General features: G+C 72.6%; 21 protein-coding genes. 18 read left to right on the forward strand and 3 right to left on the reverse strand.

Annotated features, from left to right (window positions below; genetic code table 11):
* Positions 1-2 precede the first annotated feature (2 nt).
* The 10 genes from alr to BJY16_RS11850 all read left to right on the forward strand — a co-directional run bounded on the left by alr (position 3) and on the right by BJY16_RS11850 (position 9,638).
* Positions 3-1,121 carry an alanine racemase gene (gene alr, locus BJY16_RS11805; RefSeq protein WP_185039501.1) on the forward strand — a complete coding sequence of 373 codons (1,119 nt, stop codon included), beginning with the start codon at positions 3-5 and terminating at the stop codon, positions 1,119-1,121.
* A gap of 37 nt (positions 1,122-1,158) precedes the next feature.
* Positions 1,159-2,352, forward strand: a complete 1,194-nt coding sequence (locus tag BJY16_RS11810; protein WP_185039502.1) for an alpha/beta fold hydrolase — start codon at positions 1,159-1,161, stop codon at positions 2,350-2,352.
* Positions 2,349-2,798: a tRNA (adenosine(37)-N6)-threonylcarbamoyltransferase complex ATPase subunit type 1 TsaE gene (gene tsaE / locus BJY16_RS11815; protein WP_185039503.1), complete on the forward strand. Its 450-nt coding sequence runs from the start codon at positions 2,349-2,351 to the stop codon at positions 2,796-2,798. The genes BJY16_RS11810 and tsaE overlap by 4 nt, the downstream gene beginning before the upstream one ends.
* Positions 2,795-3,478, forward strand: a complete 684-nt coding sequence (gene ung / locus BJY16_RS11820) for a uracil-DNA glycosylase (RefSeq protein ID WP_185039504.1) — start codon at positions 2,795-2,797, stop codon at positions 3,476-3,478. The genes tsaE and ung overlap by 4 nt, the downstream gene beginning before the upstream one ends.
* A gap of 211 nt (positions 3,479-3,689) precedes the next feature.
* A complete protein-coding gene (gene tsaB / locus BJY16_RS11825; RefSeq protein WP_185039505.1) occupies positions 3,690-4,346 on the forward strand; it encodes a tRNA (adenosine(37)-N6)-threonylcarbamoyltransferase complex dimerization subunit type 1 TsaB in 657 nt (218 codons plus the stop codon).
* Positions 4,343-4,780 (forward strand): ribosomal protein S18-alanine N-acetyltransferase, encoded by a 438-nt coding sequence (gene rimI, locus BJY16_RS11830; RefSeq protein ID WP_185039506.1) that lies wholly within the window; start codon positions 4,343-4,345, stop codon positions 4,778-4,780. The genes tsaB and rimI overlap by 4 nt, the downstream gene beginning before the upstream one ends.
* Positions 4,773-5,852, forward strand: coding sequence for a tRNA (adenosine(37)-N6)-threonylcarbamoyltransferase complex transferase subunit TsaD (tsaD, locus tag BJY16_RS11835; protein WP_185039507.1), 1,080 nt, complete (start codon positions 4,773-4,775; stop codon positions 5,850-5,852). Before rimI ends, tsaD begins: the two co-directional genes overlap by 8 nt.
* 9 nt (positions 5,853-5,861) lie before the next feature.
* Entirely contained in the window at positions 5,862-6,116 is a 255-nt protein-coding gene (locus BJY16_RS11840; protein WP_185039508.1) for a hypothetical protein, read from the forward strand.
* Between the two features lie 43 nt (positions 6,117-6,159).
* A complete protein-coding gene (locus BJY16_RS11845; RefSeq protein ID WP_185039509.1) occupies positions 6,160-7,845 on the forward strand; it encodes an ABC transporter transmembrane domain-containing protein in 1,686 nt (561 codons plus the stop codon).
* The gene (locus BJY16_RS11850) at positions 7,842-9,638 is read left to right on the forward strand and encodes an ABC transporter ATP-binding protein (protein WP_185039510.1); all 1,797 of its coding nucleotides are present in this window, start codon (positions 7,842-7,844) and stop codon (positions 9,636-9,638) included. The genes BJY16_RS11845 and BJY16_RS11850 overlap by 4 nt, the downstream gene beginning before the upstream one ends.
* Before the next feature lie 9 nt (positions 9,639-9,647).
* Here the strand turns inward: BJY16_RS11850 and groL are convergent, their stop codons facing one another.
* The gene (groL, locus tag BJY16_RS11855) at positions 9,648-11,303 is read right to left on the reverse strand and encodes a chaperonin GroEL (protein WP_185039511.1); all 1,656 of its coding nucleotides are present in this window, start codon (positions 11,301-11,303) and stop codon (positions 9,648-9,650) included.
* Positions 11,304-11,542: 239 nt separating this feature from the next.
* Positions 11,543-11,851 carry a co-chaperone GroES gene (gene groES, locus BJY16_RS11860; RefSeq protein WP_014687825.1) on the reverse strand — a complete coding sequence of 103 codons (309 nt, stop codon included), beginning with the start codon at positions 11,849-11,851 and terminating at the stop codon, positions 11,543-11,545.
* 222 nt (positions 11,852-12,073) lie between these two features.
* On the opposite strand from groES, the gene BJY16_RS11865 reads away from it, so the two are divergent.
* From BJY16_RS11865 to BJY16_RS11900, 8 genes are all read left to right on the forward strand, one after another.
* Positions 12,074-13,252, forward strand: coding sequence for a class I SAM-dependent methyltransferase (locus BJY16_RS11865; RefSeq protein WP_185039512.1), 1,179 nt, complete (start codon positions 12,074-12,076; stop codon positions 13,250-13,252).
* A gap of 74 nt (positions 13,253-13,326) precedes the next feature.
* Complete coding sequence (gene ybaK, locus BJY16_RS11870) at positions 13,327-13,809, forward strand: Cys-tRNA(Pro) deacylase (RefSeq protein ID WP_185039513.1); 483 nt, start codon at positions 13,327-13,329, stop codon at positions 13,807-13,809.
* A 324-nt stretch (positions 13,810-14,133) separates the two neighbouring features.
* Positions 14,134-15,240 (forward strand): sugar ABC transporter substrate-binding protein, encoded by a 1,107-nt coding sequence (locus BJY16_RS11875; protein ID WP_185039514.1) that lies wholly within the window; start codon positions 14,134-14,136, stop codon positions 15,238-15,240.
* A gap of 120 nt (positions 15,241-15,360) precedes the next feature.
* Positions 15,361-16,164 carry an ATP-binding cassette domain-containing protein gene (locus BJY16_RS11880; RefSeq protein WP_185039515.1) on the forward strand — a complete coding sequence of 268 codons (804 nt, stop codon included), beginning with the start codon at positions 15,361-15,363 and terminating at the stop codon, positions 16,162-16,164.
* Positions 16,161-17,420: a sugar ABC transporter permease gene (locus BJY16_RS11885; RefSeq protein ID WP_185039516.1), complete on the forward strand. Its 1,260-nt coding sequence runs from the start codon at positions 16,161-16,163 to the stop codon at positions 17,418-17,420. The genes BJY16_RS11880 and BJY16_RS11885 overlap by 4 nt, the downstream gene beginning before the upstream one ends.
* Positions 17,421-17,422: 2 nt before the next feature.
* Positions 17,423-18,601, forward strand: coding sequence for an ROK family transcriptional regulator (locus tag BJY16_RS11890; RefSeq protein WP_185039517.1), 1,179 nt, complete (start codon positions 17,423-17,425; stop codon positions 18,599-18,601).
* Positions 18,602-18,645: 44 nt separating this feature from the next.
* The gene (locus BJY16_RS11895) at positions 18,646-20,130 is read left to right on the forward strand and encodes a peptidase M16 family protein (protein WP_185039518.1); all 1,485 of its coding nucleotides are present in this window, start codon (positions 18,646-18,648) and stop codon (positions 20,128-20,130) included.
* An 80-nt stretch (positions 20,131-20,210) separates the two neighbouring features.
* Complete coding sequence (locus BJY16_RS11900; protein ID WP_185039519.1) at positions 20,211-21,854, forward strand: molybdopterin-dependent oxidoreductase; 1,644 nt, start codon at positions 20,211-20,213, stop codon at positions 21,852-21,854.
* Between the two features lie 159 nt (positions 21,855-22,013).
* Here the strand turns inward: BJY16_RS11900 and BJY16_RS11905 are convergent, their stop codons facing one another.
* Positions 22,014-22,400, reverse strand: a complete 387-nt coding sequence (locus tag BJY16_RS11905; protein ID WP_185039520.1) for a WhiB family transcriptional regulator — start codon at positions 22,398-22,400, stop codon at positions 22,014-22,016.
* Positions 22,401-22,457: the final 57 nt, after the last annotated feature.

The following is a 22,457-nucleotide window of genomic DNA, read 5'->3' on the forward strand; positions in this document are numbered from 1 at the left end:
GCATGTGGCAGGCCGAAGTCCGCGTCGATCTGGACGCCATCCGGGACAACGTCGCGACCCTGCGCGCCGGCACCTCCGCCGAGGTGCTGGTCGCGGTCAAGGCGGACGGTTATGGGCACGGCATGGTCCGGTCCGCGCGGGCCGCGGTGGCCGGCGGCGCGACCTGGCTCGGCGTGGCCACCTTGGACGAGGCGCTGGAGCTGCGCCGGGCCGGGATCGAGGCGCGGGTGCTGGCCTGGCTGATCGCGCCCGGCCTGCCGCTGCACGAGGCGATCGCGGCCGGCGTCGATCTCAGCGCCGCCACCCCGGCCCTGCTCGACGAGCTGGTCACCGCCGCGCGGCGGGCCGGGCAGCCGGCCCGGGTGCACCTCAAGCTGGACACCGGGCTGTCCCGGGGCGGCGCGGTGCCGGCCGAGTGGCCGGCCCTGTTCGAGGCGGCGGCCAAGGCGCAGGCCGGTGGCGACGCCGAGATCGTCGGGGTGTGGAGCCACTTCGCCTGCGCCGACGAGCCCGGCCACGAGTCGATCGACCGGCAGCTCGCCGCCTTCACCGACGGCCTGGCCCTCGCCGGGCAGTTCGGCCTGGCCCCGAGATATCGGCACATCGCCAACTCGGCGGCCACCCTGACCCGGCCGGACGCGCACTTCGACCTGGTCCGGGTCGGCATCGCGGCCTACGGGCTGTCGCCGATCGCCGGGCGGACCTTCGGCCTGCGGCCGGCGATGACCGCCCGGGCCCGGGTCACCATGACCAAGCGGGTGCCCGCGGGGCAGGGCGTTTCGTACGGGTTGACCTATCACACCGCCGCCGAGACCACCCTGGCCGTGGTGCCGCTGGGCTACGGCGACGGGGTGCCCCGGCACGCGTCCAGCGCCGGCCCGGTGCGGATCGGCGACGTCACCGCCCGGATCGCCGGCCGGGTCTGCATGGACCAGGTGGTGGTCGACGTGGGCGACGCCCCGGTGCTGCCCGGCGACGTGGCCACCCTGTTCGGCCCGGGCGACGACGGCGGGCCGACCGCCGACGACTGGGCGGCCGCCACCGGCACGATCAACTACGAGATCGTCACCCGGTTCGGCAGCAGCCGGGTGCCGCGGGTCTACACCGGGGAGGGTGCGTGAGCGGGCTGGTGCGCCGGCGGCCGGCGGGAGCGCGGGCATGAGCCGGTCCAGGGCGGCCAAGCGGGCCGGGATCGCCGGCGCCGTGGTCGGTGTGGCGGCGGCCGGGCTGGCCACCGCGTTCGCCGTCGAGCGGGTGCTGGTCCGCCGCTCGGTCAACAAGCCCGGCGATCCCTATGTGGACGAGCCGTTCGGCGACCAGCCGTTCGACGAGGAGCTGACGGTCACCGCGGCGGACGGCACCGACCTGCACGTCGAGATCGTCAACCCGCGGGTGCGGCCACCCTCTCCCGCGTCGCCGCCGGCGTCGGCATCGCCGGGGTCGTCAGCGGCCCGGAGATGGCTCGGCCGGAAAAAGGCCGGGAAATCGGATGCGGCGGCCGCCGGCCGGTCCGGCGAGGTCGCGGGCGGCAAGCCGACGATCGTCTTCGTGCACGGTTTCGCGCTCGACATGGGCACCTTCTACTTCCAGCGCAAGGCGCTCGCCGAGCTGGGCGAGCACCGCCTGGTCTTCTACGACCAGCCGGGTCACGGCCGCTCGTCGAAGCTGCAGTCCGGGACCTACGACATCGCCGCGCTCGGCCGGTCGCTGGCCGCGGTGCTCGACGCGACCGTGCCGGAGGGGCACATCATCCTGGTCGGGCACTCGATGGGTGGCATGACCATCATGGCGTTCGCCGAGCAGTTCCGGGAGTGGTTCGGCAACCGGGTGACCGGCGTGGTGCTGATGTCCACCTCGGCCGGCCTGTTCGACAAGGCCACCCTCGGCGTGACGAACGTGGTGGCCCGGGTCAGCGCGCCGTTCTTCCCGCTCTGGGACAAAGCGGCCAAGCTCGGCGGCGGCACCATCGACCGGGCCCGGGTGGCCTCCTCCGACCTGGCCTGGCTGCTCACCCGGCGGTACGGCTTCGGCGAGGCGAAACCCAGCCCGTCGCTGGTCACCTTCGTGGAGAGCATGAACTCGAAGACCTCGGTGGAGACCCTCACCAAATACCTGAACACGCTCTACCGGCACAGCCGGCTGCCCGCGCTCAGCGCGCTGCGCGGGGTGCCGGTGCTGGTGGTCGTCGGCGACCGGGACTATCTGACCCCGGTGACCCACTCCGAGGAGATCATCCAGCAGCTGCCCCAGGCCGAGCTGCTCAAGGTGGCGAACAGTGGTCACGTGGTGATGCTGGAGAAAGCCGACGAGGTCAACGCGGCCCTGATCCCGTTCCTGGAGAAGATCTCGTGAAGCTGACCACCGTCGAGCAGACCCAGGCCTTCGGCCGCCGGCTCGCCGCCGTGCTGCGCCCCGGCGACCTGGTGCTGCTCACCGGCCCGCTGGGGGCTGGCAAGACCGCGCTGGTGCAGGGCATCGGCGCCGGGCTGGGCGTGCAGGGGCCGATCACCTCGCCGACCTTCGTGATCGCCCGGGTGCACCGCGGGCCGGTGCCGCTGGTGCACGCCGACGCGTACCGGCTGGGCGACCGCCCCGACCCGCGCGCCGAGATCGACGACCTGGACCTGGACGCCGCCGCCGAGGAGGCGGTCACCGTGGTGGAGTGGGGCGCCGGTCTGGTCGAGCAGCTGAACGACGAGTATCTGCTGGTCCGCATCGACCGGCTGGACGACGACACCCGAGTGATCGAACTGGTGCCGCACGGCGGCGACTGGGCCCGACGACTGGAGACAATGTGAACCTGACCGAGCTGCTTCCCGCGCCGTGGCGCGCCGAGCTGGCCCCCTTCCTGGACGCGAAGGCGACGGCCGAGCTGGGTGAGTTCGTCGCCGCGGAGTACGCCGAGCACACCGTCTACCCGCCGGTGGAGGACCTGTTCTCGGCGTACCGGCTGTGCTCGCCGGAGCAGACCCGGGTGCTGATCCTCGGCCAGGACCCCTATCACGGGGCCGGTCAGGCGCACGGCCTGAGCTTCAGCGTGCGGGACGGCGTCCGGGTGCCGCCGTCGCTGCGCAACGTGTTCAAGGAGCTCTCCGAGGACGTCAACATCGCGCCGCCCAAGAGCGGGAACCTGACCGGCTGGGCGGAGCAGGGTGTGCTGCTGCTCAACGCGGTGCTCACGGTCCGGGCCGGCAAGGCCGCCTCGCACGCCAACAAGGGCTGGGAGACGTTCACCGACGCCACCATCCGCGCGCTGAACGAGCGGGACGAGCGGGTCGTCTTCCTGCTCTGGGGCAACTACGCGAAGAAGAAGGCGGTCCTGGTCACCAACCCGGTGCACGCGGTGATCGAGGCCGGTCACCCGAGCCCGATGAACCCGGCCGGTTTCCTCGGGTCGCGGCCGTTCAGCGCGGCCAACAAGGCGCTCGCGGACGGCGGCCGCCCGGTGATCAACTGGGATCCCCGCCCGGCGGCCTGAGGCGGCGGGGCCGCGGGGGACGCGGCCGCGGCGAGCCGGATCCGCGCAGGCGGGCGGATCCGGCCCCGGTGTGGCGGCGTCCGGCGAACGGACGCGGCTGCGGTGTGGCGGCGTCCGGGGAGCGGGCGAACGCGGCCCGGGTGTGGCGGCGCCGGGGGAGCGGGCGAGAGGTTCGGCTGGTCGGCGCCGGGCGGACGCTAAGGTTTCAGGCGTGCTCGTTCTAGCTCTGGACACCGCCACGCCGGCCTCGACCGCGGCGCTCGTCGAGGTCACCGCCGACGGCCTGTTCGGGGTGGCGGAAAGCCGCACCGTCGACCCCCGCGCGCACGGCGAGAAACTGGCGCCGGAGATCGCGGCGGTGCTCGCCGAGGCCGGCGTCCGGCCCCGCGACCTGACCGCGATCGTGGCCGGCCTGGGCCCGGGGCCGTTCACCGGCCTGCGGGTGGGACTGGCCACGGCGGCCGGCATGGGTCAGGCGCTGGGCATCCCGGCCTACGGGGTGTGCTCGCTGGACGCGCTGGGGCGGGCGGCCGGTCCGGGACGGGTGCTGATCGCCACGGACGCGCGGCGGCGCGAGGTGTATCACGCGACGTATGCGGACGGCGTACGGCAAACCGGTCCTGATGTTGCGAAGCCGGCCGATGTAGTGGTGAATGCAGACAAGGCGGCCGGTGAGGGTGCGCTGAAATACGGTGACGTCTTCGGTGTGCCGGTCGAGGAGCACCTGCTCTACCCGCCCGGCGCCGCGCTGGTGGCGATCGCCGCCGACCGGATCCGGGCCGGGGCCCCGGGCGAGATCCTCACGCCGCTCTATCTGCGTCGTCCGGACGCCGTCGAGCCGGCCGGCCGCAAGCCGGTACTGACGTGAGGATCGAGCGGTTCCGCTGGTGGCACATCGCCGAGGTGCTCCCGCTGGAGGAGGATCTGTTCGGCGCCGAGAAGTGGTCGGCGGCGATGTTCTGGAACGAGCTGGCCCAGCGCAACCACTACGTGGTCGCCCTCGAAGGTGACGCGGTGGTGGGTTATGCCGGGCTCTCCATCGTGGACCGCGAGGAGTCCTGGGTGCAGAACATCGCGGTCCGGCGGGACGCCCAGCGGCTCGGCATCGGCCGCGCCCTGCTGGAAAATCTGCTGGCCGAGGCGGAGCGGAACCGGGTCGGCCGGATGCTGCTCGAGGTGGCGGTCGACAACCATCCGGCGCAGAAGCTGTACGCCACCTACGATTTCGAGCCGGTCGGCATCCGGCGCGGCTACTACCAACCGAGCAACACGGACGCCCTGGTGATGATGCGAGATGCGTGACGACTCCCCGAAACGCGGCACGAAGGACGAGCCGCTGGTCCTCGGGATCGAGACCTCCTGCGACGAGACCGGCATCGGGATCGTGCGCGGGCACACCCTGCTCGCCGACGCGCTGGCGTCCAGTGTGGAGCAGCATGCCCGGTTCGGCGGGGTGGTGCCCGAGGTGGCCAGCCGGGCGCACCTGGAGGCGCTGGTCCCGACCATGCAGCGGGCTCTCGACCAGGCCGGCGTCACCCTGGCCGACGTCGACGCGATCGCGGTGACCAGCGGTCCCGGCCTGGCCGGCGCGCTGCTGGTCGGGGTGGCCGCGGCCAAGGGTTACGCGCTCGCCGCGGAGAAGCCGATCTACGGGGTGAACCATCTGGCCGCGCACGTCGCGGTGGACACTCTGGAGCACGGGCCGCTGCCCGAGCCGGCGATCGCCATGCTGGTCTCCGGCGGGCACTCGTCGCTGCTGCTGGTCGACGACCTGACCGCGGGGGTGACCCCGCTCGGCGCGACCATCGACGACGCGGCCGGCGAGGCCTTCGACAAGGTGGCCCGGCTGCTCGGGCTGGGCTTCCCGGGCGGCCCGATCATCGACCGGTCGGCCCGCGACGGTGACCCGGCCTCGATCGCCTTCCCGCGCGGCCTGACCGCGCCCAAGGACCAGGCCGCGCACCGCTTCGACTTCTCCTTCTCCGGGCTGAAGACCGCGGTGGCCCGCTGGGTGGAGGCGCGCGAGCGGGCCGGTGAGCCGGTGCCGGTGGCCGACGTCTCGGCCAGCTTCCAGGAGGCGGTCTGCGATGTGCTCACCGCCAAGGCGATCGACGCCTGCCGGAGCAACGGCGTGTCCACACTGGTCATCGGCGGTGGGGTGGCGGCCAACTCGCGGTTGCGGGTGCTCGCCGAGGAGCGTGCCGCAAAACACGGCATTTCGGTACGGGTGCCCCGCCCCCAGCTGTGCACCGACAACGGGGCGATGGTGGCCGCGCTCGGCTCGCATCTGGTCGCGGCCGGCGTCGCGCCGAGCCGGCTGGATCTGCCGGCCGATTCCTCGATGAGTTTGACCGCGGTCAGCGTGCCGGGGTAGGAAGCCTGCATGATCGCGCGGATGTGGGAGGTGCGGGCCTCGCGCAGCGGCTTCGACGAGCTGCTGAGCTGGGTCTGCGACACGGCGGTGCCCTCGCTGGAGGTGCTGCCACAACATGTGTCGAGTGACGTCTATTCGTCCACGGATCATCGCATCGTCGTCATCACCAAATGGCGAAACACCCCGGAGAGCCTGCCGGTGCCACCGGAGAAGCTGGTAGCACGCGCTCCGCACGTCTGGGATTTCACTCCCGTCGATCGCTGAGCGGTCGCAGCATCGCCATCCCGGCCTTACCGTCGGGATCCTGATGCGCAGACTGCCCGTGGCCGATCCCGGCCTGCCCGACGCCCGGTCCGCCACCCGATACCTCAGCTGGCTGGTCCGGCGCTCCCGTATGACGATCATCACGGCGATCGCGCTCTCCGCCGCCTGGATGGGCTGCCAGTCGCTGGTGCCCGCGATGGTCGGCCGGGCCATCGACGCGGCCGCCACGGAGAACGGGCGGGCGCTGGCCGGCTGGGGACTGGCCCTGCTGGTGATCGGCGTGCTGCAGGCGCTCATCGGGATCACCCGGCACCGCTACTCGGTGGCGAACTGGCTCGGGGCGGGATTCCGTACCGTGCAGGTCACCGTGCGCCGGGCGAACCGGCTCGGATCGGCGCTCCCCGGCCGGCTGGAGGCCGGTGAGGTGGTGGCGATCGGCACGTCCGACATCAACCACATCGGTGGCGCCGTCGACGTCGCCGCCCGCGGCACCGGCGCGCTGCTCGCCGTCACCACGGTCACCGTGCTGCTGCTGCACACCTCGGTCCCGCTCGGGCTGGTGGTGCTGGTCGGCGTGCCGGTGCTGATGGTGGTCGTGGGTGGACTGATCCGGCCGCTGCACCGGCGCCAGCAGGCCTACCGTGAACAGCAGGGTCGGCTCACCGGCCGGGCCGCCGACCTGGTCACCGGGCTGCGCGTGCTGCGCGGCGTGGGCGGCGAGGAGGTCATGGTGGCGCGCTACCGAGAACAGTCGCAGGCGCTGCGCGCGGCCGGGGTGCGCACCGCCGCGGTGGAGTCCCTTCTGGAGTCCGCGCAGGTGCTGCTGCCCGGCGCCTTCCTGGTCCTGATCACCTGGCTGGGCGCCCGGTTCGCGGCCGGCAACCGGATCACCGTGGGGCAGCTGGTCTCGTTCTACGCCTACGCGGCCTTCCTGGTGGCGCCGTTGCGGCAGCTCACCGACTCGATCGACAAACTGACCCGGGGGCACGTCTCGGCCCGCCGGGTGATCGGCATGCTGCGGCTGCCGCAGGGGCTGGCCGACCCGCCCGACCCGCTGCCGATGCCGGACGGCGACCTGGCCGACCCGGAGTCCGGGGTGCGCGTCGCGGCCGGCCGGCTGACCGCGATCGTCGCCGAGGACCCGGCCGACGCGGCCCGGATCGCCGACCGGCTCGGCCGCTACGCCGACGGCGCCACCCTGGGCGGGGTGCCGCTCGCCGAGCTGCCGCTGGCGGCGGTGCGCCGGCGGATCCTGGTGGCCGAGAACGAGGCGCGGCTCTTCTCCGGCCGGCTGCGGTCCGATCTGGACCCGCACCGCAGCGGCCTGCTCCCGGCCGCCCTGGAGGCGGCCGCCGCGCAGGACATCGTGGACGGTCTGCCGGGCGGGCTGGACAGCGTGGTCGCCGAGCGGGGCCGGTCGTTCTCCGGCGGCCAGCAGCAACGCCTGCGGCTGGCCCGGGCGCTGGTCGCCGACCCGGAGATCCTGATCCTGGTGGAGCCGACCAACGCGGTCGACGCGCACACCGAGGCCCGGATCGCCGAGCGGATCAGCGTGCTCCGGGCCGGGCGCACCACCGTCGTCTGCACGTCCAGCCCGCTCGTGCTGGGCCACGCCGACCGGGTGCTCTACCTGGAGCAGGGCCGGGTGGTGGCCGCCGGCACCCATCACGAGCTGCTGGAGACCGAGCCGCGGTACGCCCGTGTGGTGCTCCGTGAGGAGCAGTCGTGACCCAAGCGCTACCGGTCGCCAGCCGCTCCCAGGCCTGGCGGTACGCCCGATCGTTGTTCCGCGCCCACCCCGGCATGTTCCGCGCCACCGTCGGCCTGCACCTGCTCGCCGCGCTGGCCGGGCTGGCCGGCCCCCGGCTGCTCGGCGAGCTGGTCCAGGAGGTGCAGCGCGGGACGCCGACCGGCCAGCTGGACCGGCTGGCCGCCACGCTGGCCGGGTTCGTGCTGCTGCAGTCGGTGCTGATCCGCTATGCCTATCTCGCCTCGGCCCGGCTCGGTGAGCAGGTGCTGGCCCGGCTGCGCGAGGAGTTCATCGCCCGGGTGCTGAGCCTGCCGCTGGGCACCGTCGAGTCGGCCGGCACCGGGGACCTGCTGACCCGCACCACCCGGGACGTGGACGCGCTCTCCAAGTGCGTCCGGCTGGCCGTCCCGGAGACCACGATCGCGCTGCTCACCGGCGGGCTGGTGGTGGTCGCGCTGATCGCGGTGGACCCGGTGCTGGCCGCCCCGCTGCTGGTCGGCGTGCCGATCACGGTGGCCGGCACCCGGTGGTACGTGCGTCGTGCCCCGTCCGGCTACCTGCGGCAGAACGCGGCGTACTCGGAGGTGACCGACGGGCTCACCGAGACGGTCGAGGGGGCCCGGACGGTGGAGGCGCTGGGGCGGCAGGGGCAGCGGGTGGCGCGTACCGACCGGGACCTCTACCGGTCCTGGCGGGCCGAGCGGTACACGCTGTTCCTGCGCACCGTCTGGTGGCCGGTGATCGAGGTCAGCTACGTGATCCCGATGGTCCTCACGCTGCTCACCGGCGGCTGGATGTACCTGCGCGGCACGGTCACGCTGGGCGCGCTGACCGCCGCCGTGGTCTACGTCCAGCAGCTGATCCACCCGCTCGACCGGCTGCTCTCCTGGCTGGACGAGCTGCAGGTGGGCGCGGCGTCGCTGGCCCGGCTGCTCGGCGTGGCCGAGGCGCCGCAGCCGCCGCGGCGGGACGCGCCGGCGCCGGACGGCAGCCCGCTCGAGGTACGCGGTGTGCGGTTCGGCTACGTCGAAGGGCGCGAGGTGCTGCACGGCGTCGACCTGACCCTGCGGCCCGGCGAGCGGCTCGCCGTGGTCGGCCCGTCCGGCGCCGGGAAGTCCACGCTGGGCCGGCTGCTGGCCGGCCTGCACCAGCCCACCGAGGGCAGCGTCACGGTCGGCGGGGTGCCGCTGAGCGAGCTCGCCCCGGACCGGCTGCGGGCCGAGGTGGCGCTGGTCAGCCAGGAACACCACGTCTTCGTCGGGACGCTGCGGGACAACGTGGCGATGGCCCGGCCGCGGGCCCCGGAGCCGGACGTCCGGACCGCGCTGGCCGCCGTGCACGCCCTGGAGTGGGCGGACGGGCTGCCGGACGGGCTGGACACGGTGATCGGCGACGGCGGGCTGCCGCTGACCGCCGCGCAGGCGCAGCAGGTGGCGCTGGCCCGGCTGATCCTGGCCGACCCGCACACGCTGGTGCTGGACGAGGCGACCGCGCTGCTCGACCCGCGGGCGGCGCGGGACCTGGAACGCTCGCTCGCCGCGGTGGTGCACGGGCGGACCGTGGTGGCGATCGCGCACCGGCTCTTCTCGGCGCACGACGCGGACCGGGTCGCGGTGGTCGAGGACGGCCGGATCACCGAGCTCGGGTCGCACGACGAGTTGGTCGCGGCGAACGGGTCCTACGCGGCGCTGTGGCGGGAGTGGCAGGGCGAGGCCCCGGAGAAACCCCCGGACACGGCAAGGGCGCGCCCCCGGGAGGACGCGCCCTTGTGAGACAACCGGTCAGAAGCCCGGACCGTGCTGGTGGCCGTGCCCGTGGCCGCCGTGGCTGTGCCCGTGACCGCCGCCCGCCGCGGGGGCCGGCTCGGCCGGCTTCTCCACCACGAGGCTCTCGGTGGTCAGCAGCAGGCCGGCGATCGAGACGGCGTTGGAGACCGCGTTGCGGGTCACCTTCACCGGGTCGATGATGCCGGCCGCGGCCAGGTCCACGTACTCGTCGGTGGCCGCGTTGAGGCCGTGGCCCCAGCCCAGCTCGCCGACCTTGCCCACCACGACGTAACCGTCGTGGCCGGCGTTCTGAGCGATCCAGCGCAGCGGCTCGACCAGCGCCTTGCGGACGATCGAGACGCCGATCGCCTCCTCGCCGGACAGGCCCAGGCCGCCGTCGAGCTCCGTGGCGACCTGCGCGAGGGCGGCGCCGCCGCCGGGGACGGTGCCCTCCTCCACGGCCGCCTTGGTCGCCGCGATGGCGTCCTCGATGCGGTGCTTGCGCTCCTTCATCTCGACCTCGGTCGCAGCACCGACCTTGATCACCGCGATGCCGCCGGAGAGCTTCGCGAGCCGCTCGGACAGCTTCTCCCGGTCCCAGTCGGAGTCCGACGCCTCGATCTCCTTGCGGATCTGCGCGACCCGGTCGGCGACCTCGGCGGCGTTCCCGCCACCGTCGACGATGGTGGTGTTCTCCTTGTCGACCACGATGCGCCGGGCGCTGCCCAGCTGCTCCAGGCCGACCTGGTCGAGCTTGTAGCCGAGCTCGGGGGCGATCAGCTCGCCGCCGGTGGCGATCGCCAGGTCCTGCAGGATCGCCTTGCGCCGGTCACCGAAACCCGGGGCCTTCACCGCGGCGACCTTGAGGGTCTTGCGCAGCGAGTTGACCACCAGGGTGGAGAGCGCCTGGCCCTCCACGTCCTCGGCCACGATCAGCAGCGGCTTGCCGGTCTGCAGCACCTTCTCCAGCAGCGGGAGCAGCTCCTCGATGCTGGAGATCTTCTGCGTGGTGAGGAGGATGTGCGCGTCCTCCAGCACCGCCTCCTGCGACTCGGCGTCGGTCACGAAGTTCGGCGAGATGAAGCCCTTGTCGAACTGCAGACCCTCGGTGACGTCGAGCTCGGTGTGCAGCGCCGAGCCCTCCTCGACGGTGATCACGCCGTCCCGGCCGACCCGGTCCATCGCCTCGGCGATCAGCTCACCGATGGTGGCGTCCTGGGCCGAGATGGTGGCCACGTTGGCGATCGCCTTGTGGTCGGCGACCTCGACGGCCTTGCCCAGCAGCGCCTTGGAGACGGCCTCGGCGGCCTGGTCCATGCCCCGCTTGAGGCCGATCGGGTTGGCGCCCGCGGTGACGTTGCGCAGGCCCTCGCGGACCAGCGCCTGCGCCAGCACGGTGGCGGTGGTGGTCCCGTCGCCGGCGACGTCGTTGGTCTTCGTCGCCACCTCCTTGACCAGCTGCGCGCCAAGGTTCTCGTACGGGTCGGTGAGCTCGATCTCCTTGGCGATGGTGACGCCGTCGTTGGTGATCGTCGGAGCGCCGAACTTCTTGTCCAGGACGACGTTGCGGCCGCGCGGGCCGAGAGTGACCTTGACCGTGTCGGCGAGCGTGTTGACGCCGTGCTCCAGCAGGTGCCGGGCGTCGTCAGAGAAACTGAGGATCTTCGCCATGTATAGGTCCCTTCACGCGCCGACGCCCTGCCCCGATCCAGGGCTTGCCCTGCCGATCACCCGGGGCTGCGGCGTGCCCCAGGCGGCGCCTGGCGGCGTCCGCGGAAAGGCCACATACAACACCGGTATGCGACCTTTCCGCAGCCGACGCCAGCCACCACCTGAGCCGCGCCTCGCACTCGGGTGATCGGCAGGACAAGCCCTGGCGGAACAGGGCGTCTGCACAGTCGGTTTAGGTCTTACTTCTCGATGACCGCGAGGACGTCGCGGGCGGAGAGCACCAGGTACTCCTCACCGGCGTACTTGACCTCGGTGCCGCCGTACTTCGAGTAGAGGACCACGTCGCCGACCTTGACGTCGAGCGGGACGCGGTTGCCCTTGTCGTCGATCCGGCCGGGGCCGACGGCGAGGACGGTGCCCTCCTGCGGCTTCTCCTTGGCGGTGTCGGGGATCACGATGCCCGACGCCGTGGTGGTCTCGGCCTCGTTCGCCTGAACCACGATGCGGTCCTCGAGCGGCTTGATCGCAACCTTGGTCGCGGTAGTCACGGGCATACCCTCCTGGGTACAGGTTTCGCCGGCCTTGAACCAGGCCAGTCAATGCCTCATGCCACCGGGCGGGGCCGTCGTCGCGGGTGCCGGTCCGCCTGGTGCCTAACCGCCACGAGCAAGCCCGGGCGGCTGGCACCCTCATGTTGAGAGTGCTAATCGGAGATTATGCCGGAACTAGCACTCCGTCAACCAGAGTGCCAACCTGTCACGCCGGGGAGAATGCCTGGTGTGACCCCTGAACTCCTTGCTCTCCTGCAGACCCCGGAAGGGGCTCGTGCGCTGGCCGTGGCGGCCGAGGTCGGCGACGGTGAGCCGCTCGCCGCGGCCTCGGCCTTACGGGCCCGGGGCTTCGGCGCGGAGCTGGCCGCCGCCGCTCTCACCCAGGCTAGTTTGCGCCGCCGGGCAGCGATGAAGTTCGGCCCGGACGCCGCCGGAATGTTCTTCACCCGGAACGGTCTGGAGCAGGCGACCCGCGCGGTGGTCGCGGAGCGCCGGGCTGCCCGGCTGGCCGCCTCCGGCGTCGCGACCCTGGCCGATCTGGGCTGCGGGCTGGGATCCGACGCGCTGGCCGCGGCCCGGCAGGGGATCGCGGTGTACGCGGTGGACGCCGACCCGGGCACCGCCGCGCTGGCCGCCGCGAACGCCGCGGCCGCCGGCCTGGCCGAGCTGATCACCGTGACCTGCGCCGACGCCACCACGGTCGAGGTGGAGAAGTTCGACGCGGTGTTCGCCGACCCGGCCCGCCGGCAGACCGGCCGGGGCCGGGTGTTCGACCCGAAGGCGTACTCGCCGCCCTGGGACTTCGTCGCCGGGCTGGCCGGGCGGGTGCCGCGGACGGTGCTCAAACTGGCCCCCGGCATCGACCACGCGCTGCTGCCGCCGGGCGCCGAGGGGGAGTGGGTGAGCGTCGGCGGGGACCTGGTGGAGGCCGCCTTCTGGTGCGGCCCGCTGGCGTCCGCGCCGCGCCGGGCCACCCTGGTCGGCCTCGGTGAGCTGACCGGCTCGGGTGTCGAGCGGGCCCCGGTCGGGCCGGTCGGCGCCTGGTTCTACGACCCGGACCCGGCGGTGGTCCGCTCGCACCTGGTGGCCGAGTTCGCCGCCGGGATCGGCGGGCGGCTGGCCGACCCGGAGATCGCCTACGTCTACACCGACGACCCGGTGGACACGCCGTTCGCCCGGCGGCTGGCGGTGACCGACGTGCTGCCGTTCTCGCTGAAGCGGCTGCGCGCGCTGTTCCGGGAGCGCGGCGTCGGCACCCTGGAGATCCGCAAGCGCGGCTCTGCGCTGGTCCCGGACCAGCTCCGCAAGGATCTGAAGCTGTCCGGGCCGCACGCGGCCGGGCTGGTGCTGACCCGGGTGGACGGCGCGCCGACGGCGTTGGTGACCGCGCACTCCTGAGGACGGAACGGAAACGTCGTAACGGGTCCGAATCGGGCGTTCGGGAAGATCGCCCCGGGAGTACCGTGCGACCCATGCCGAAGAAGGCGGCCGGCACCCCGGCCACTGCGCTGCTGGCCGCGGAGCGGGTTCCGCACACCCTGCATCCGTACGAGGTGTCGCCGGACGCCCCGAACTACGGCGCCCTGGTCGCGGGGGCTCTGGGAGTGGCGCCGGAGCGGCTGTTCAAGACTCTGGTGGCCGAGGTGGACGGCCGGCTGGTGGTCGGCGTCGTGCCGGTCACCGGCGATCTCGACCTGAAGGCGCTCGCCCAGGCGGCCGGCGGCAAGCGGGCGGCGCTGGCCGACCGTGCCGCCGCCGAGCGCAGCAGTGGGTACGTGCGCGGCGGGATCAGCCCGCTCGGGCAGCGCAAGCGGCTGCCCACGGTGATCGACGAGTCGGCCACCGGTCTCGATTTGATGTACGTCTCGGCCGGCCGCCGCGGCCTCCAGGTCGCCTTGGCGCCCGCCGACCTGGTGCGCCTGACCAGCGCGACCGTCGCCCCGATCAGATCCTGACGAGGAGTTTCCGGGAATCTTGTGGGTTCCTGAGACCTTCGGAGTTGATCTTACTTAGCGTTACCTTGTGCCGTGGGTTTCGCGACTTTCAGGGCCGCCTCGTCCGGGTTGGGTGGCGGCCGTGTTGCGCGATTGTTATCCCTCGTTACGAGATAGATCACTGAGGTGACTTGTGTTCCAGGCCACCGCCGGAATACGTTGCCGGGCACAACAAACCGGTTCCTGATCCATCGGCGCCCAGGGGAGCGACACTCCCAGGCACGCACCAACCCCTGACAAATCCGAACGAAGGCTCCGGATTTACCCCCCGAAAGGACATACGGAATGCGTAAGGGACTGTTCGCCCTTGCCGCCGTCGGCCTCCTGGCCACCGGCAGCATGGCCGCCTGCGGCGACGACAAGAGCGACGACACCGCGACTGGCAGCGGCACCGGCGCGAAGGCCGGCAAGGTCGGCGTGATCCTGCCCGACACCAAGAGCTCGGCTCGCTGGGAGACGGCGGACACCAAGTACCTGACCGAGGCGTTCAAGGCCGCGGGCGTCGAGGCCGAGATCAAGAACGCTCAGGGCGACAAGAACTCGTTCCAGACCATCGCCGACGGCATGATCCAGAGCGGCGTCAAGGTTCTGATGATCGTCAACCTGGACTCCGGCACCGGTAAGAACGTCCTGGAGAACGCCAAGAAGGCCGGCATCGCGACGATCGACTACGACCGTCTGACGCTGAACGGTGGCGCGAACTACTACGTCTCGTTCGACAACAACGAGGTCGGCAAGCTGCAGGGCCAGGGCCTGGTGGACTGCCTCACCGCGGCCAAGGCGGTCAAGCCGGTCGTGTCGTACCTGAACGGCTCGCCGACCGACAACAACGCCACCCTGTTCAAGGAGGGCTACGACTCGGTCCTCAAGCCGAAGTTCGACTCGGGCGAGTTCGTCAAGGGCCCGGACGACGCGGTTCCGGACTGGGACAACGCCAAGGGCGGCACCATCTTCGAGCAGCAGCTCACCAAGAACCCGAAGATCGCCGGCGTGCTCGCCGCGAACGACGGTCTCGGTAACGCGGCCATCGAGGTGCTGAAGAAGAACAAGCTGAACGGCAAGGTCCCGGTGACCGGCCAGGACGCCACCGTGCAGGGTCTGCAGAACATCCTCGCGGGCGACCAGTGCATGACCGTCTACAAGGCGATCAAGAAGGAGGCCGACGCGGCCGCCGAGCTGGCCATCGCGCTGGCCAAGGGCGAGAAGCCGACCACGGCCACCGGCACCGTCACCGACCCGGAGTCCAAGGCGACCGTTCCGTCCGTGCTGCTGAAGCCGGAGGCGATCACCAAGGAGAACGTCAAGAAGGTCGTCGACGACGGCTTCGTGACCAAGGCGGAGCTCTGCACCGCTGCGTTCGCCGACGCCTGCACCAAGGCGGGCATCAGCTGATCTGCCAGCACTCCTGCTGACACCGGCGACGGCGCCGTCCACGCTCTTCGCGTGGGCGGCGCCTGAGTCGGTTCGGCAGACCCCCTGAACGGCCGGTCACCGAACGAAGGAGAAACATCCGTGGCCGCGACACCCCTCTTGGAACTGCGCGGGATCGACAAGAGTTTCGGTCCTGTCCAGGTCCTCCACGATGTCGAGCTCAGCGTGTACCCCGGCGAGGTCACCGCCCTGGTGGGCGACAACGGCGCCGGTAAGTCGACGCTGGTCAAGTGCATCAGTGGCATCTACCCGATCGACGCGGGCACGGTGACCTTCGACGGCAAGCAGGTCGCCATCCACAGCCCCCGGGACGCCTCGGAGCTGGGCATCGAGGTCGTCTACCAGGACCTCGCGCTCTGCGACAACCTGGACATCGTCCAGAACATGTTCCTCGGCCGGGAGAAGAAGCGCGGCATCGTGCTCGACGAGCCGACCATGGAGCAGATGGCCGGCGAGACGCTGGCCAGCCTCTCGGTGCGCACCGTCAAGTCGCTGCGCCAGCTCGTCGCCAGCCTCTCCGGTGGCCAGCGGCAGACCGTGGCGATCGCCAAGGCCGTGCTGTGGAACAGCAAGGTCGTGATCCTGGACGAGCCGACCGCCGCGCTGGGTGTGGCACAGACCGCCCAGGTGCTGGAGCTGGTTCGCCGGCTGGCCGACAACGGCCTCGGCGTGGTGCTCATCTCGCACAACATGAACGACGTCTTCGCGGTCTCGGACCGGATCGCCGCGCTCTACCTCGGCCGGATGGCCGCCCAGGTCAAGGCGAGCGACGTCACCCACTCGCAGGTCGTCGAGCTGATCACCGGCGGGCGCAGTGGCAACCTGGGCCTCCCGCCGGAGAAGCCCACCGACTTCGTCGAAATCATGCCGGGAGCCGAGCAGTGAGCACCTCAACCCTCGAGACCGCCGGCGGCGTCAAGGTCGTCAAGCCGACGGTGGCCAGCCACTTCCGGGACTACTGGGGCCGGGTCCGGGGCGGTGACCTCGGCGCGCTGCCCGCCGTACTGGGTCTGGTCATCCTGATCCTGATCTTCGGCACCGCGCGGACCGACACGTTCTTCAGCGCCGGCAACTTCGCCAACCTGTTCAACCAGGCGGCCGGCGTCATCATGATCGCGATGGGCCTGATCTTCGTCCTGCTGCTCGGCGAGATCGACCTGTCCGCCGGTTTCGCCGCCGGTGTGTGCGGCGCCGTGATGGCGATCCTGCTCACCGAGCACGGCGTCAACCAGGGCCTCTCGCTGCTCGCCGCGCTGGCCACCGGTGTGGTGATCGGCCTGCTGCTCGGCTACCTGGTCGCCAAGGTCGGCATCCCGTCCTTCGTCGTCACCCTGGCCGCCTTCCTGGCCTTCCAGGGCGTGCTGCTGAACCTGCTCGGCGAGGGCAAGAACATCTCGATCCCGGACGGCTTCATCAAGTCGCTGAACAAGGACAGCCTCCCGGTCACCTGGAGCTGGATCCTGGCGATCGGCGCGGTCGCGGTCTTCGCGCTGGTCCAGTTCCTGCGGTACCGGGGCCGGGCCAAGCGCGGCCTGGTCACCGAGCCGATCGGCATCATGGCGCTGCGCATCGCCGGTCTCGGCGCGCTGCTCCTGATCACCACCGCGATCCTGACCCAGGAGCGGGCGATCAACCCGGCCATCGCCTCCCTCAAGGGCGTGCCGATCGCGGCGCCGGTGATCGGCGGCTTCCTGGTGCTCTGGACGTTCGTCCTGGGCCGGACCACCTACGGCCGGCACGTCTACGCCGTCGGTGGCAACGCCGAGGCCGCCCGCCGGGCCGGTATCCCGGTCGACCTGATCCGCATCTCGGTGTTCGTGATCGGCTCGTTCATGGCCGCGGTCGGCGGCGTCATGCTGGTCAGCCGGGCCGGCTCGGTCGACCCGAACACCGGCGGCAGCACCACCCTGCTGTACGCGGTCGGCGCGGCGGTGATCGGTGGCACCAGCCTCTTCGGCGGCAAGGGCAAGGTCATCCACGCGGTGATCGGTGGCGCGGTGATCGCGGTCATCGACAACGGCATGTTCCTGATGGACGTCTCGTCCGGCAGCCGGTACATGGCCACCGGTGTCATCCTGCTGATCGCGGCGGGCGTGGACGCGCTGGCCCGGCGCCGGGCCGCCGCCACGGGCAACCGGTAACGATGCGCGCGGGCCCCAGCCAGGAAGAGGTTCGCCGGCACAATCTCGGGACACTGCTCCGGTACGTCCACGTACACGGCGCGACCTCCCGGGCGGAACTCACCAACCGGCTCGGCCTCAACCGCAGCACCATCGGGGCCCTCACCGCCGAGCTGATCAGCGCTGGGCTGGTCAGCGAGGCGGTGCCCAAGGAGACCGGCCGGGCCGGACGACCGTCACTGGTCGTCCGGCCCGAGTCGGACCGGGTCTTCGCCTACGCGCTCAGCATCGAGGTGGACCGGCTGCGCGCCGCCCGGGTCGGGCTCGGCGGGCAGATCCTGGAGCAGTACGAGACCGAACGCCCGCCCGGGATGAGCGCCGACGAGGCGGTCGAGCCGCTCGCCCGGTTCGTCCGGGCGATGCACGACCAGCTGCCGGACGACACCCGATGCGTGGGCAGCGGCCTCGCGGTGGCCGGCATGGTGCGCCGCGAGGACGGCATGGTCCGGCTCGCCCCGACGATCGGCTGGGTCGAGGAGCCGGTCGGCGCCGCGCTGCGCGCCGAGCTGGGCGACCCGGGCACACTGAGCATCGGCAACCACGCCGACGTCTGCGCGCTCGCCGAGCACGCCCGGGGCGCGGCGGTCGGCTGCGACAACGTCATCTACCTGTACGGCGACGTCGGCGTGGGAGCCGGCATCGTGGCCGGCGGCCGCCGGGTGACCGGTCACGGCGGCTACGGCGGCGAGGTCGGCCACATGGTGGTCAACCCGTACGGCCGGCCGTGCGAGTGCGGCTCGCGCGGCTGCTGGGAGACCGAGATCGGCGAGCACGCGCTGCTCCGCCTCTCCGGCCGCGCCGACAAGACCGGCCGGGACGCGGTGCTCGAGGTGGTGGACGCCGCGGTCCGCGGGGACAGCCAGGCGCAGCACGCGCTGCGGCACGTCGGCGACTGGATCGGCTTCGGCGTCGGCAACCTGGTCAACATCTTCAACCCCGAAGTGGTCATCTTCGGCGGCACTTTGCGCGACGTCTACCTGGTCTCGGCCGCCCAGATCCGCAGCCGGCTCAACTCGGTCGGGCTGCCGGCCTGCCGCGAGCACGTCCGGCTGCGCACCCCGGAGCTGGGCGCGGACGCCGCGCTGATCGGCGCCGCCGAGCTCGCCTTCGAGCACCTGCTCGACGATCCCCTGGTGAGCTGAGCCCGGCAGGCGCGGACCATTGCGGAAGATCTATGCTGCCGCGCATGTCCCCCCGCCATCCTGATTCACCGCTCGAGGTGGACGGCGTACCCGCGTTGCTCGCGCCGGTCACCGGCCCGCCGCACGCGGGCCTGGTCTTCCGGGTCGGCCTGGTGGACGAGCCACTCGCCCGGCGCGGCATCACCCACCTGCTGGAACATCTCGTGGCGCCGGGTCCGGCGCGGGCCGGGACGCACCGCGACAGCTCGACCGGGGTCGAGCACACCTACTTCCACGTGCAGGGCACCGACGAGGAGATCGCCGAGTTCCTGAGCGGGATCTGCGAGCGGCTGCGCGATCTGCCGGTCGGGCGGATCGCGCAGGAGCGGGAGACGCTGCGCGCCGAGGCGGCCACCCGGCGGGCCGACTGGATGCCGATGTGGCGGCACGGCGCCCGTGACTTCGGCATGCCCAGCTATCCCGAGCTCGGCCTCGACCAGCTCACCGCCGACCACCTGAACGACTGGGTGGCCCGCTACTTCACCAGGGAGAACGCCGCCCTCTGGGTGGGTGGCGAGGCGATCCCGGCCGGGCTCAAGCTGGACCTGCCCGCCGGGGTGCGGCGCCCGGCCCCGGCGCCGTCGTCGACGCTGCCCGCCACCCCGGCCTACTTCGTGGCCGGCGAGACCGACCTGGGCTGGGACACCGTGGTGCCCCGGGGGCCCGGCGCGGCGGTCTTCGCCAGTCTGCTGGAGCGCCGGATGACCCGGGAGCTGCCGGACGGGCCCGGCGACGCCGAGCGGATCCGGACCCGGTACGAGCCGCGCGCCGACGGCACCGCCCGGATCGTCGCCACCACCGAGGTCGAGCCGGACACCGCCGAGGCGGCGCTCGGCGCGCTGGTCGGCCTGCTCGGCGAGATGGGCGACGGGCGGATCGACGCGGACGACGTGGCGGCGGTGACCGAGCTGACCGCCGACGGCCTGCGAGCCGCCCGGCAGCGCGGCGCCCGGCTGCCCGGTCAGGCGTTCAACCTGCTCACCGGCCACCCGGTGCAGAGCCTCGGCGAGGCGGTGGCGGCGGTGCGCGAGGTGACCCGGGACGACGTGGCCGAGGTGGCGGCGGTGGCGTACCGGGCCGGGCTGCTGATGACGCCGGCCGGCACCGTGACCGAGCTGCCCGGCTACACCGCGGCGCCGGCCAGTTCCGCCGAGACGGTGCCCGGCCGGGTGCATCGCGGCCGGGGCGACCGGGAGATCCGGCTGATCGCCGGGTCCGACGGGGTGAGCGCGGACGACGGCGAGACCGTCGCGACGGTCCGGTACGACGCCTGCGCCACCCTGCTCGCCTGGCCGGACGGCGGCCGTCAGCTGATCGGCGAGGACGCCATCGTGGTGCGCGCCGAACCGACGCTCTACCGGCGGGCCGGCCGGGTGACCGCGGAGATCGACGCCCGGGTGCCGGCCGACCGGCGGATCGATCTGGCGGCCCGCGAGCCCGCCCTGATCCCGCAGCCGCCGCGCCGTCGCTGGTTCCGGTTCGGGGACTGAGGACCCGGCAGACCTTACGGAGCGAGGAAGCCCACCACCCGTGACCGCCGTCCGCGCCATCCGCGCGGCAGGATGGCAGGGTGAGAACTTCGATCCGGGCCGGGCTGGCCGGCATCGCCGCGGCCGCGGCCGCGCTCGGGATCGCCGAGCTGCTGGCGGTCTTCGCCGGGCCGCGCTCGGCGCCGCTGGTCGCGGTCGGCGGCGTGGTGGTCGACCACGTGCCGGCCCCGGTCAAGGACTTCGGCATCGCGGTGTTCGGGGTGCACGACAAGACCGCGCTGCTCACCGGGACGGCGATCCTTCTCGGCCTCTACGCGTTCGGGGTGGGCGTGCTGGCCCGGCGCCGGTGGCCGCCGGCGGTGGCCGGGATCGCGCTGTTCGGGGCGGTCGGCGTGGCCGCCGCGGTGACCCGCCCGGGCGCCGGCGTCGGAGCCGCGCTCCCGCCGCTGCTCGGCGCCGCCCTGGCCGTGCCGGTGCTCCAGCACCTGCTGCGGCTCGCGGTCCCCGGCTGGTCCCCAGGGGTGTCTCAAGGTGCCGGAGGCACCCTTGAGACCCAGCCGGCGACCGTGAGCGCGCAGCGGACCGGAGACACCGGTGAGGCCCAGCCGGCCACGGTGAGCGCGCGGCGGGCCGGGAGCGCCACCGAGGCCCAGCCGATGACCGGAGAGGACCGCAGACGGTTCCTCAAACACCTGGGCATCGTGGCCGGCGTCGCCGCCGGCGGCGGCCTGGCCGGCCGCTGGCTGACCTCGCGCGGCGCGGTGACCGACGCCCGGGCCGCGGTCGCGCTGCCACCCGCCGCCGGCCCGGCCCCGGTGGTCCCGGCCGGTGCGCAGGCCGACGGCGCGGTGCCGTACGTGACCCCGAACCGGGACTTCTACCGGATCGACACCGCGCTGATCACCCCGCAGGTGGATCCGGCCACCTGGACGCTGCGGATCCACGGGATGGTCCGCAACCCGATCACGATCACCTGGGCCGAGCTGCTGCGCCGGCCGATGGTCGAGCGGTACGTGACGCTCGCCTGCGTCTCCAACGAGGTCGGCGGCGACCTGATCGGCAACGCGCTCTGGCTGGGCACCCCGATCCAGGCGCTGCTCGACGAGGCCGATCCGCTGCCCGGCGCGGACCAGGCGGTGCAGCGCTCGGCGGACGGCTGGACCTGCGGCACGCCGACCGCGGCGCTGCGCGACGGACGGGACGCGCTGCTCGCGGTCGGGATGAACGGCGAGCCGCTGCCGGTGAAGCACGGCTTCCCGGTCCGGATGATCGTTCCCGGACTGTACGGCTACGTCTCCGCCTGCAAATGGATCACCGAGATCGAGCTGACCCGATTCGCTGACTTCGATGCCTACTGGGTGCCGCGGGGCTGGGCGGCGCAGGCCCCGATCAAGACCCAGTCACGGATCGACACGCCCCGCGACGGCGCCGCCCGGGAGGTCGGCCCGGTCGTGGTGGCCGGTGTGGCCTGGGCCCAGCACCGCGGGATCGCCAAGGTCGAGGTGCAGGTCGACGACGGTCCGTGGGAGGCGGCGTCGCTGGCGCCGGCGGTCTCCGCGGACACCTGGCGGCAGTGGTCACATGTCTGGCAGGCGTCGCCGGGCAGGCACGTGCTGCGGGTCCGGGCGACCGATCTCGACGGGTACACCCAGACCTCGGAAACCGCTGATCCGGCCCCGGACGGGGCGACCGGATGGCATCAGGTGACCGTCGCCGTCGGCTAGCCGAAAGCCGCACTTTCGGTCCGACTCGAAAACGCAAGTCGCTCATACGGTGGGTTGCATGTCCACCAATGCGGTTGAAGAACCGCTGAACCACTCGACACGGCCCCCCGGGGAGGACCGTGTCGCCAGTCGTGTGGTGATGCCGCGCGCCGGGCGGCCTCAGGCCGCCGGTGCCTGCCGCTGTGCGGGCACTGCCGATTTGTGGGGCCGGCCGAGGCGCGCCTCGAGCCGGACCAGGTCGACCCGTCCGTGACGATCGGCCAGATCCTCCCAGCCGACCGCGAGCAGCCGCAGCCGCTCCGATTCGCTGAACCCTCCCCACACCCCGTACGGCTCGCGCACCGCGAGGGCGTGGGCGGCGCACTCGGCCCGCACCGGGCACGCGCCGCACATGGTCTTGGCCTTGGCCTCGCGGCGATTGCGGGACGAACCGCGCTCGCCGTCCGGGTGGAAGAACTGCGCACTGTCCCGGCCCCGGCAGAGTCCGAGCCGCTGCCAGTCCCACAGGTCGGCAATGGGGCCGGGCAGCCTGCGAACGTTCGACATCAACACCCTCCTCACCGCGCGGCACCGCGGAGTGGTCGACATGGGGGCCTGGCGACA

Origin of the sequence: Actinoplanes octamycinicus, from assembly GCF_014205225.1 — a bacterium.
GTDB classification, from domain to species: domain Bacteria; phylum Actinomycetota; class Actinomycetes; order Mycobacteriales; family Micromonosporaceae; genus Actinoplanes; species Actinoplanes octamycinicus.

Excerpts from the sequence above, each read along its gene's own strand:
- alr (WP_185039501.1), top strand. The coding sequence starts at position 3 with ATGTGGCAGGCCGAAGTCCGCGTCGATCTGGACGCCATCCGGGACAAC.
- BJY16_RS11810 (WP_185039502.1), top strand. The coding sequence starts at position 1,159 with ATGAGCCGGTCCAGGGCGGCCAAGCGGGCCGGGATCGCCGGCGCCGTG.
- tsaD (WP_185039507.1), top strand. The coding sequence starts at position 4,773 with ATGCGTGACGACTCCCCGAAACGCGGCACGAAGGACGAGCCGCTGGTC.
- BJY16_RS11840 (WP_185039508.1), top strand. The coding sequence starts at position 5,862 with ATGATCGCGCGGATGTGGGAGGTGCGGGCCTCGCGCAGCGGCTTCGAC.
- BJY16_RS11845 (WP_185039509.1), top strand. The coding sequence starts at position 6,160 with ATGCGCAGACTGCCCGTGGCCGATCCCGGCCTGCCCGACGCCCGGTCC.
- groL (WP_185039511.1), bottom strand. The coding sequence starts at position 11,303 with ATGGCGAAGATCCTCAGTTTCTCTGACGACGCCCGGCACCTGCTGGAG.
- BJY16_RS11865 (WP_185039512.1), top strand. The coding sequence starts at position 12,074 with ATGCCTGGTGTGACCCCTGAACTCCTTGCTCTCCTGCAGACCCCGGAA.
- ybaK (WP_185039513.1), top strand. The coding sequence starts at position 13,327 with ATGCCGAAGAAGGCGGCCGGCACCCCGGCCACTGCGCTGCTGGCCGCG.
- BJY16_RS11875 (WP_185039514.1), top strand. The coding sequence starts at position 14,134 with ATGCGTAAGGGACTGTTCGCCCTTGCCGCCGTCGGCCTCCTGGCCACC.
- BJY16_RS11890 (WP_185039517.1), top strand. The coding sequence starts at position 17,423 with ATGCGCGCGGGCCCCAGCCAGGAAGAGGTTCGCCGGCACAATCTCGGG.
- BJY16_RS11895 (WP_185039518.1), top strand. The coding sequence starts at position 18,646 with ATGTCCCCCCGCCATCCTGATTCACCGCTCGAGGTGGACGGCGTACCC.
- BJY16_RS11905 (WP_185039520.1), bottom strand. The coding sequence starts at position 22,400 with ATGTCGAACGTTCGCAGGCTGCCCGGCCCCATTGCCGACCTGTGGGAC.